Raw genomic sequence first — 12,655 nt, forward strand, 5'->3', positions numbered from 1 at the left:
ATCGTCTACTTCATAGACAATGGAGGATTTCTCTACAATATGAATGAATATGTATAGGGGAACTTATTTCATATTAAAGGGGAGACACGATGAAACAAGCACTATTAATTATCGATGCGCAGCAAGAATTAATGGATGGAAATGAACAAGAAAATGAAGTTTTTCGTAAAACCGAGTTATTATCTACACTAAATACAGCCGTACAGAAAGCGATAGATTCAAATGCCCTTATTGTTTTCGTAAGGGATATCGATGTTGCTTCTGGCAGCGGAGAAGGATTTGAAGTACATAATCAAATTCAAGTACCTAACTCTGCAGTCCTTATTAATAAAGCAGCAACAAACGCATTCTATGGCACTTCTTTACTCGAACTTTTGAAAGAAGAAAAAATTAACCATATCGTTATCGGTGGATGTAAAACAGAACATTGCATCGACACCGCTGTTAGAACAGCTACTGTACAAGGATTTGACGTTACATTAATTAAAAACGGTCATTCCACAACTGATTCTAGCGTATTATCAGCAGAGCAAATCATTGGTCATCATAATAAAACTCTACATGGACATTATAATGTTGATCATTTTTCAGTTGTTAGAGATGTCGAAGAAGACCTTTTTGAACCTATTCATGATCAATATCGTGATTAAGTTGGTTATAAAAAAGAATCCTTTTCACGAAAGGATTCTTTTTTCACCCAAAAACTTGTGCTGCAATGCTATACAGTTCATTACTCCTTTTTAATAATTTATCGCTATTTTTCATCATAATTGGTGGTGTATGAACCTTTTGAAAACCAGTAATCTCTAATTCTTTCATAAAACCATTCTTTCCTTCTGGTACATCCATTCTTAATTTACCATGATGTTCTCTTGCTAAATGATGAACAATTCGTATTGCCATTTCATCATTTTTAGCAACGACTGGACCTATTATTTTATTTTCTGATGTTTGTATACTTAAACCGTAACCTAATACATTTTGTTCCTTGTCCTTTACAACAATGCACAGTTCACTTTGTATCATTCTTTTCGTTAAAAACTCTTCTCTATTTGTTCCAAACGCATTTTCATCTAATTTTATTATTTCTTCTAAATCACACTCTTCATACTTCACCATATAATCTTCATTTCCCACACAATAATCATTCACATTGTACGAGCTACATATGTATTTAGAAACATAGCTTACTACTCTAAATCCTAATTTTTCATATAGAGGCTTTCCTTCATCCGTAGCAATAAGCATAATGGGAGTTTGAACCGATACGCTCTTCATGCATGCATCCGTTATCGCCTTTCCAATCCCTCTCCCCTTATAATTCGGATGTACAATGACCATTCCGATAGACGCTAATTTCTCCCCATATAATATAATTGCCGCACTAGCAATAAGTTCCTTCCTCTTATTCCACACACCGTATACGATACCTGAATCAAAAATAGTCTCAATTTCTTCTCTGTTATAATCCCACCCAATATAAGAAGATAATGCTACAATATCGCCTATTTGTTCTTCCCTAAGACGCTCCACCTTAATTTCCAATTCAAGCATACTTCATCCCCTTATCTAGACATTTAAATCATTATTATCAAATCAACTTGTACATGTTTCACTTTATCTGTCACACACATATCCTATTTTGACCAAGACTATATTGTAAATGAGGTGACAACATGCCCATTACGAATCGATTTTCTACCACCACTAACGGCGCACTCGCTATTACAGGAAATACTTTAGGCTTAAGTAAAATTAGTAATCTAAACCGTGCTGGTACAATCGGGGCAATTGGTGCATTCGCAACTACGAATACTGCTTTACAAGTAACTACTTTTCCTGCGGGTACAACATTAAACTATACACAAAATAGTTCTACCGCTATTTTAAATATCCCTGCTGGTAGTACTATTCTTTATGCAGAACTTGTTTGGGGTGGAAACTACTTATCTCGTGATCAAAATATTACGAGTGTATTAGGAAACCCTGTTTCTTTTACAACACCTGTGTCAACATACTCAATTACCCCTTCAACCGTTACAGCTTCTAATCAAACCTTCGTTTCTGGATCTGTCACATTTGGATTCTATACGCGTTCCGCAGATGTAACATCCCTCGTTCAAGCTGGAGGATCTGGCTCTTATACAACCGGCTCTGTCCCTGGACTTGTTGATCCTTTAGATGCTTCTAACGGAGCTATCAATTCTTCTGGATGGACGCTCATTGTCGCTTATCAAAACGGTTCCTTACCCGCAAGAAATTTAACCATTTATGTAGCAGGTAATCGCGTTTCCGCCGATACCGGTAGTGCAGATGTATCTGTCTCAGGCTTTTTAACACCGTCAGGGGGACCTGTAAGCGGGAGATTATTTTTAAGTTCTACTGAAGGAGATGCTGATTTAACTGGGGATCAAGCATTATTTGGACCGAATTTCAGTTCATTAAATGCTTTATCTGGGCCAAATAATGCTGTAAATAATTTCTTCGGTTCTCAAGTGAATAACGCTGCCGGAAATTTAGATACAACCGGGACATTTGGAACACGAAATCAAAGTGCTTCTACAAGTACAAATATCTCCGCTGGAAGGCAAGGCTGGGACATTACTTCTATTGATATTTCTCCTTATTTAACAAATTCCCAAGTCTCCGCCGCAATCCGTTTAACAACTAACGGAGATGCATATATGTTAAATACAGTCGGATTACAAATTAATATAAACTCGCCTAACATACAAGCAACGAAAAGCGTGAATAAAAGCGTAGCTGCAATTGGAGACGTCCTCACTTATACCGTTACTATCCCTAATACCGGGCTTCTTCCCGCCAATAACGTTATTTTTATAGATAGTCTTCCTAACGGTACCTCCTTTATACCTGGCACTGTAACGATAGATAACGTACCTCAAACAAATGCAAATCCAGCTGCTGGTATATCTCTTGGAACAATTAATAATAACGCTTCTCGTACAGTAACTTTCCAAGCAACTGTCGTTTCTCTTCCAAGCCAAAATCCTATCTCTAATACTGCTAATATTACATTTCAATATACACCAATTGCCGGTGGAACGACTTTTAATGGTCTTGCAACAAGCAACTCTGCAGGAACACAAATTAACCTCGCAGATATTAATGGTACAAAATCAGTTAACAAAATCTTTACCGATATTGGCGAAACGTTAACTTACAGTATTGCCTTAGCTAATATAGGAAATATCGCCGCAACTAACGTTTTATATACAGATCCGATTCCTAGCGGGACTACTTTCATTCCAGGGAGTGTAACTGTTAACGGCGTTACTCAAGCTGGTGCAAATCCCGCTAATGGTATATCTGTCGGTACTATTGCTGCTAATTCTACGACTACTGTTTCATTTCAAGTATTCGTTCCTTCTATCCCGCAAACAAATCCAATATTAAATAGTGGTACAACAACTTATCAATACATTCCTGTGCCAAATCAGCCGGCAGTAAGTGGGACTGATACGACCAACATCGTATCTACTCAAGTGAATAACGCTACTGTAACTATGGCAAAAGCAGTAGATAAAAATTTTGCAGATATTGGTGATACATTAACGTACACCGTTTCCTTTACAGGTACAGGTAATACGAATGCGAACAACGTTATTTTTACAGATGTCATTCCTACCGGAACAACTTACGTCCTTAACAGTTTAACAATAGATGGCACGACACAAGTGGGTGCCAATCCCGCTAACGGTGTGAACATTGGATCAATCCCAACTGGCTCAACAAAAACTGTTTCATTTCAAGTAGTAGTAAACACAATACCCGCGTCAAATGTCGTATCTAATGGTTCAAGTGCTTCTTATCAATATACCGTCAATCCTAGCCAATCACCCGTGACAAAAAACATTTCTTCGAATCTCGTTTCCACTCAAATTAACAATGCGAATTTAACATTAACAAAATCAACAAATAAACAATTTGCTACAATTGGCGAAACAATTAGTTATACAATTCTTATTACAAACAGTGGAAATACAGCTGCAACTAACGTTCAACTAACAGATCCACTTCCAAATGGAACGATATTGACTCCTAGTACTGTAACACTAAACGGAGTTTTGCAAAATGTAGATTCTCTCATTGCTTTACCTATTGGCACAATTCCTGGCGGTGCCACTGTTACTCTTTCTTTCCAAGCAACAGTCATCAATATTACCGCCCAAAATCCTATCATTAATAATGCTTTCGCTTCTTATTTATATACTGTAAATCCCAGTCTGCCACCAACTTCAAAAACAGCAAATTCTAATTCAGTTACATCAACAATTAGACTAGCAAATCTTCATGCTACTAAGTCTGTAGATAAAACATTTGCGGAAGTTGGAGATGTATTAACTTATACCTTTGCTCTTACAAACGATGGAAATGTTGTGGCGAACAATGTAGTACTATCCGATTCAATTGCGAATGGTACTGCCTTTGTACCGAACAGTGTCATAGTTAACGGCATTACTCAGCCAGGCATTACACCAACTAGCATTACTATTGGTAGTATTAATGCCGGTACTACAATCACAGCTTCATTCCAAGTATTAATAACTAGCATACCAAATCCAAATCCTATTTCAAATAGTGCTTCTATTGCCTATAACTTTATTGTGGATCCAAATGCTTCCCCTGTAAGTAAGAACACAACTTCAACCACTACATTTACTCAAGTGAATGACGCAAATGTCATTTCAGACAAAGCAGTGGATCGAGCGTTTGCTACCGTAGGAGATATATTAACTTATACCGTTACTTTGACGAATGCAGGAAGTGTTTCCGCTGATAGTCCTGCTTTCGTTGATACGAATCCTGACGGTACTACCTTTATCCCAAACACTTTCCTTATTAATGGTGTACTCCAAAATACCGCCGATCCAAATGTCGGTGTTCCGTTACCTTCCATTCCTGCTAACGGCTCACTTACCGTCTCTTATCAAGTAACTGTCACCTCTTTACCCACACAAAACCCAACAATAAATTCATCTAGTACACAGTATAGCTTTATTTTAAATCCGGGCGACCCACCAACTATAGAAACATCTTTAAGTAACACTGTAAGTACACAAATCAACTTAGCAAATGTAGTTATTGTCAAACAGGTAGATTTAACTATTGCAGATGTTGGGCAACCGATCACATACACAATTGCCCTAGCTAACCCTGGAAATACTCCAGCAAATAATGTAGTCGTTACCGATATACCCCCTCCTGGCACAACTCTCGTACCAAATAGTACTTTTATAGGCGGCGCTTTACAGCTAGGTGCGGATCCAAGTGTCGGTCTTCAAGTCGGTACAATTCCAGCAGGCGGCATTACAACAATTGTTTTCCAAATTAGTACAAATAGTTTACCTTCACCAAATCCAGTTCAAAACAGTGCTGCACTTCAATATAGCTTTATCGCAGATCCAAATTTACCTGCTGTTGTTAGAAATGCTACTAGTAATATAGTAACGACACAAATTAATACCGCTAATATTGTTTCTACGAAACTAACGAGCACAAATTTCGCTGATGTTGGTGATGTCATAACTTATGCAACAGTTTTAAGTAATAATGGCAATATACCTGCCTCCAATGTAACGTTTACAGATATCATTCCAGCTGGTACTATCTTCCTTCCTAACACTGTAACGATTAACGGTGTTCCTATAGCAAATGCAAATCCTGCTAACGGCATTCTTATTGGTACGATAGGAGCAAATTCATCACGTACTGTTGCATTCCAAGTTTTTATACCAACTATCCCTGCTGTAAATCCGATTACAAATCAATCAGGCACTACATTCCAATACACGTACGATCCATCCAAGCCAGCCGTCATGCAGATGGTGGCATCTAACACTGTACAGACAACTATTAATAACGCCTCTATTACCGCTACAAAATCTGCAGATAAACAGTTCGCTAACGTAAATGACATTATTACGTACACAACTACTTTAACGAATAACGGAAACACACTTGCGTCAAATGTGATATTTACAGATGTAATCCCAAGTGACACATCGTTTATTCCTAATAGTGTAACAGTAAATGGGAATACATTCCCTAATGTAAATCCAGCAAGTGGCATAGTAATCGATCCAATAAACCCTAATGCAAATACGACCATCTCGTTCCAAGTGCAAGTAAATTCCATCCCGAATCCGAATCCAATCCCTAATCAAAGTAATACAGCTTACCAATATGTCGTAAATCCTAACTTACCTCCAGTATCCTCTGATGCGTTAAGTAATGTAATAACAACTCAAATTAACAATGCTACTATTCTCGCTACGAAATCAGTGAATACACCGACAGCTGCAATTGGAGATATCGTTACTTATACGATTGCAGTTACGAACACAGGAAATATCCCTGCTAGTGCAACTGTTTTAACGGATGGACTTGGTGCAGGCGCATCCTTTATCCAAAATTCCGTAACTATCAATAATGTTCCTCAGCCAGGATTAGACCCATCACTTGGTATTCACTTAGCAGATATTTCGCCTGGAGATACTGTATTCATTACTTTTCAAGCACAAATTTTAGCTATACCACCTAGTGGCACATTAACAAATAATGCTCTTGTAAATTATGAATATACCGTGAATCCAAACCAATCACCTGCTGTTGGTAGTACAATTACGAATACGACGGTTACTCCAATTATTGATGCTACTCTATCTATAAATAAAACTGTCAATTCAACATTCTCTACTATCGGAGATACACTTACTTTCACTTCTACCATTATTAATTCCGGCAACACTACCGCAAACAATGTTATTTTTACAGATTTAATTCCAAATGGTACGACGTTTATTCCAAATAGTTTTACAGTAAATGGAACAACCATCCCTAATGCAAATCCACAAAACGGTATTAATATCGGTAACATAAATTCAAATGCATCATTTATACTCAGCTTTCAAGTAAACATTACAACTCTTCCAAACCCTAATCCAATTCCGAACAAATCATCGCTTCAATATAGCTTTATTGTTGATATAAATGAACCGCCTGTTTCACGAACCGTTAAATCCAATAAAACTTTTACACAAGTAAATACTGCCTCCGTTATCGCAACAAAAACTGCGAGCAGTGCATTTGCTGCTGTTGGAGATACAATTACGTATACAACTACGCTCACTAATAGCGGAAATACTACCGCAAACACACCTGTTTTTATCGATATATTACCACCTGAACTTTCATTCGTGCCTGATAGCGTCCAAATTAATACAATCCCACAACTTGGATTTAGACCAGATAACGGGATTTCTTTAGACGCAATTCCAGTTGGAGGAACGACAACAATTAGTTTTCAAGCGATCGTTGGTTCAATACCAGCTACAAATCCAACGTTAAATCAATCTAGCACAACATACTCTATCATTGTGGACCCTACCCAGCCACCAGTTACAGAAACAGCTACAAGTAATCCAACTTTAGTGCAAATTAACGAAGCAACCATCCAAGCAACAAAAAGCGTGGATCGTCTATTTTCTGACATCGCTCCTGGAAATTCATTTTTAACGTATACAGTTTTATTAGAGAATATAGGAAACACAACTGCTACGAATATCATTTTTACAGATCCGATTCCAAATAATACGGTATTTATAGAGGATAGCGTTCGAGTAGGTGGGGTTTTATTACCTGGAGTAAATCCAGCAAATGGGATACCCATTGGGGATATTATTGCAGGAGATTTTATAAACGTTACCTTCCGTGTGCAAGTAGTTAGTATCCCAAATCCTATTTTTACAATCGGACCCGGAGGACCAAACTCACCGGTTGTAAACGGCGCTTCTATTAATTATCAATTTATGACAGGACCTAATTTACCACTTGTTTCACGAAGTACGTCATCTAATTCTGTTTCGACACAAATAAATGCTGGGGAAATTGCTCTCGTTAAATCTGTAGATAAAGCTTTCGCAACAATTGGCGATACCATTTCTTATACAATCACATTAAGTAACCCTGGAAATGTCACTTCACAAAATATAATTTTCACGGATATTTTGCCTGATGGAACGACATTTATATCTGGCACTCTTGTAAATGATTCTGGTGCGCAGCAAATTGGAAATCCCGGGAACGGGATTCAGATTGGAAATATAAACCCTGGTAGTACGGTTGCTATTACGATAAATGTACTTGTAACAAACATTCCAAGCATAAATCCAGTTTCGAATTTTAGTTCTGTACAGTTTGCACATGTGGTCGATCCTAGCCAACCTGCTGTATCACAAACGAATATATCTAATACAGTTTCAACAAAAATTAAGAGTGCTATATTAACAACTACAAAAAGTGCCGATAAATCCATTATTTCTGTCGGAGATACAATTACGTATACAACTACGATTACAAATACCGGTAATACACCAGCAACGAATATAACATTCACAAGCGCTATTCCAGCTAACACTACATTTATACCAAATTCGGTCACAATCAATGGTCTTCAGCAAATTGGTGCACAGCCTGCACTTGGAGTAACTATACCAAATATCGCTCCTGGTGAAACAGTAACTGTTACTTTCCAAGTAAATGTTATTTCAGTGCCACCTTCAAGTTCGATTATGGGTAACGATACCATTTTATACTCTTATACTGTTGATCCAAGCGCAGCTCCTGCTACTACTTCTACTTCAACAAATATCGTTACAAACCCCGTACTAGATGCTATGATAACGATGATAAAATCGGTCGATCAAACACTTGTAACACTAGGTGATACCATTACCTATACAACAATTTTAACGAATAACGGCAATACAAATGCAACGAATATTATTTTCACTGACCTTATTCCAGATGGTACATCGTTCGTTTCTGATAGCGTCACAATAAATGGCATCACACAACTCGGCCTTACTCCTAATACAGGTATAACAATTGGATCAATTGCTCCTAACAGCTCAATATCTATAGCATTTCAAGTTACCGCTACTTCTACACCAGCCCAAAATCCTATTGCCAATTCCGCTACTGCTTCTTACACATTCATCGCCGATCCTAATGCACCAATTGTTTCAAGAACTGCTACTTCAAATACAGTGTTTACTACCATTAATACTGCTACCATTCTTTCATCAAAACAAGTCGATAAATCATTTAGTCATATCGGGGACACACTCACTTATACTGTTACTTTAACAAACAACGGAAATTCATCTGCACAAAATGTTATATTCACAGATACTGCGCCGAGCGGAACTACATTTATTGCAAACTCATTTTCTATTAATGGCATTCCTCAAAGCGGTGCGGACCCATCGAACGGTGTAAATATTGGCCCTATAACAGCCGGGAATACAGTAAATGTTTCGTTCCAAGTAACTGTTACCTCTTTACCAACACAAAACCCCGCTGTAAATTTCTCATCAACATCGTATCAATTAGTCTCGCCGCCTGATGCAGAAACTTCAATTAGTAATCCTGTTTCAACGCAAATGAAAGAAGCTATATTATCCATGACGAAAAATGAAAATGTATCCTTTGCAGATATCGGGCAAACTGTTTTTTACACTACTTCTATTTCAAATATAGGAAATACGGATGCAATTAATATTGTATTCACAGATGTATTATCAAGTGGACTCACATTTGTTCCTAACACATTAACTGTCGATGGCATTTTACAACCTAATGCGGATCCAAATACAGGTGTATTACTTGCAGCACTTCCACCAAATGAAATATATAGTATCGTCTTTCAAGTTACAGTGAACAGCATCCCACCTAGTAATCCAGCACCAAATATAGCATCCACGACTTATGCGTTTACTGTGGACCCAGGGAATCCGCCAGTATCGAGTGCAGCTACTTCCAACACGACACTTCTTCAAATAAACAACGCAAATATTATTAGTACAAAAACAGCAGATCTTACTTTTGCTGATGTTGGTAATACAATAACATTTACACTTAACCTTCCTAATACCGGGAATACGACCGCTACAGATGTAACCATTATTGATATTCTGAATAGCAATCTCACTTTCGTTCCGAATAGTTTCACAGTTAATGGGCAAACCATCCCAAATGCCGATTTATCTACCGGTGTAAATATCGGTTCCATTCCTGGTGGTAATACGGCCATCGTTACTTTCCAAGCAACAGTTGCTACACTTCCAACACTTGACCCCATTTCTAACGCTGCTTCTACCACATATCATTATGTCGTTGATCCTAGCCAGCCACCTATTACAACCTCCAATCAATCTAATACAACGACAACACAAATTAATAGCGCTATCCTTACCGCACAAAAAAATTCAAATGTGGCAACAGTGGATATCGGGCAAGATATTGTCTACACCGTTACAATAACAAATAGCGGAAATGTTAGTGCGACGAATGTTATTTTTACCGACCTGATTCCAGATGGAACTTCCTTTGAACCGAATAGCTTTACAATTAACGGAACTAGCATCCAAAATGCAAATATCATTACAGGCGTTCCAATTGGCGATATCGCGCCAAACCAATCTGTCATCGTAGCATTTCATATTAATGCCGATGAAATTCCGCCTATAAATCCAATTACCAATCAAGCTAGCGTTAGTTTCCAACATATCGTTAATCCAGCTAATCCTCCCGTTTCAAAAAACATTACTTCAAATAGTGTTACAACAACAATTGAAAGTGCTATTTTAACTACTACTAAAATCGGAGATAAAGCTTTTGCAACGATTGGTGATACGATTACGTATACAACTACGATTACAAATACGGGAAATATTCCTGCTAATAACGTTATTTTCTCAGACCCGATTCCATCGTGGACACAATTTGTTGCAGGATCAGTTATTGTTGATGGCACACCATTAGCATCTGCTTCTATCATTGACGGTATTGGCATAAATACAATCATTCCAAATCAAACTGTAACAATCGTATTCCAAGTTCAAATCGTAAGCAATCCAACAACATTTACACCGGAACTCCAAAACTTAGGATTTGTGAACTTCCAATATAACGTAGGAAATGCATTACAGGCTCAGCCTGGCAATGTGGAAACGAACGTCTTCGTTACTTCTATTAATTCAGCAATACTTTCAGCTGTAAAAACTGCTAATACAGCCTTTGCGAATATCGGAGACACGATCACTTATACAGTTTTACTTCAAAATAGCGGCAATACAAACGCTACGAATGTAAATTTCTCAGATTCGATTCCAGTAGGAACGACTTTTGTTGAAAATAGTTTCACTGTAAATGGAAGTACCATCCCAGGTGCCAATCCAAATAACGGAGTGAGTATCGGAACTGTGAATACTGGTAGTTCCTCAACCGTTACGTTCCAAGTCATTGTTACATCTACTCCACCTTCGAACCCAATTACAAACGTTGCATCTATTCAATACGAATTTATAGTTGATCCGACTTCTCCTCCTGTTACAGGTACTATAACTTCTAATAGTGCTTCCACACAAATTAATAACGCGACTGTTACAACTGTTTTAGAAGCAAATCGATCAATCGTATCTATCGGAGATATCATTACGTATACAGCAACATTAACGAATACTGGAAACTTCCCTGCAAATTCTGTATTACTCATTAACGGAGTTCCTGAAGGGGCATTATTTGTTCCAAATAGTGTTACGCTTAACGGGATTTCACTTCCAGATGCAAGTCCAACTCTCGGTATTCCAGTTGGTATTATCGCACCAGGTGATTCTGCTACGATTACGTTCCAATTTCTTGCAAATTCTATTCCACCGCAAGGAGCAATTATAAATCAAGCACTTACAAGTTACACTTATATTGTCGATCCAAGCCAACCTCCAGTTACAGCAACATCTTCATCTAATACGGTGAATACAGCTGTCGTTGATGCATCCCTATCCGCAATTAAAAATACAGATTCCCTCGTACAGTCTACTGACGGTACAATCACTTACACTGTAGTCGTTCAAAATAACGGGAATACAACTGCAAATACAGTTACTTTAACAGATTTGGTCCCAGAGGGAACTGCATTTATTCCGGATAGCGTAACCATAAATGGCGCTTCAGCTCCGGGTGCTGATCCAAACGTAGGAATCTCATTAAACTCCATTGCACCTTCGGAAATCGTCACAGTCACATTCCAAGTTATCGTTCAATCCATTCCAAGCGTGAATCCAATTTCTAATATAGCACGTATTGACTATACTTTTATCGCCGATCCAACTGCTCCTATCATCTCTCGAACCATTACGTCTAATCCAGCTTTCACACAAATTTCGGATGCGAATGCGCTTTCTTTAAAAGCAGTCAATGCACAAAAAGCAACAACAGGGGATATTTTGACCTATACGATAACACTAGAAAATACCGGAAATATTCCAGCTACTAATCTCATATTTTCAGATACGATTCCAGAAGGTACTACATTCGTAGAAAATAGTTTTACACTTAACGGAACAGCTATACTTGGTGCAAATCCGAATGCAGGTGTTATTTTGCCTGATCTTGCAGCAAACGCTACTCACCTTATTTCGTTCCAAATTCTTATTAACGATCCATTCTCACAGCAATCGATTACAAATCAGTCTAATACAACATATACAATTCAACCAGACCCAGGGCAACCGCCTATTACTGAAACATCTACAAGTAATATTGTCATTACAAATTTCGTGCAAGCACA

Annotated in this window: 3 protein-coding genes; 2 read left to right on the top strand and 1 reads right to left on the bottom strand. The window is 37.9% G+C overall.

The genetic code is table 11. The features are described 5' to 3' along the window. Positions 1–89: 89 nt before the first annotated feature. A complete protein-coding gene (locus BAQ44_RS13215) occupies positions 90–650 on the top strand; it encodes a cysteine hydrolase family protein (protein ID WP_063263722.1) in 561 nt (186 codons plus the stop codon). 43 nt (positions 651–693) lie between these two features. On the opposite strand, the gene BAQ44_RS13220 is transcribed toward BAQ44_RS13215, so the two are convergent. Beyond that, positions 694–1,554 (bottom strand): GNAT family N-acetyltransferase, encoded by an 861-nt coding sequence (locus BAQ44_RS13220; RefSeq protein ID WP_071721942.1) that lies wholly within the window; start codon positions 1,552–1,554, stop codon positions 694–696. Between the two features lie 122 nt (positions 1,555–1,676). Here BAQ44_RS13220 and BAQ44_RS13225 point away from each other — a divergent pair. Then, the coding region (locus BAQ44_RS13225) for a CLIPPER-2 domain-containing protein (protein ID WP_071721943.1) at positions 1,677–12,655 on the top strand (10,979 nt) is incomplete at its 3' end.

Origin of the sequence: Bacillus mobilis (assembly GCF_001884045.1) — a bacterium.
GTDB classification, from domain to species: Bacteria; Bacillota; Bacilli; order Bacillales; family Bacillaceae_G; genus Bacillus_A; species Bacillus_A mobilis.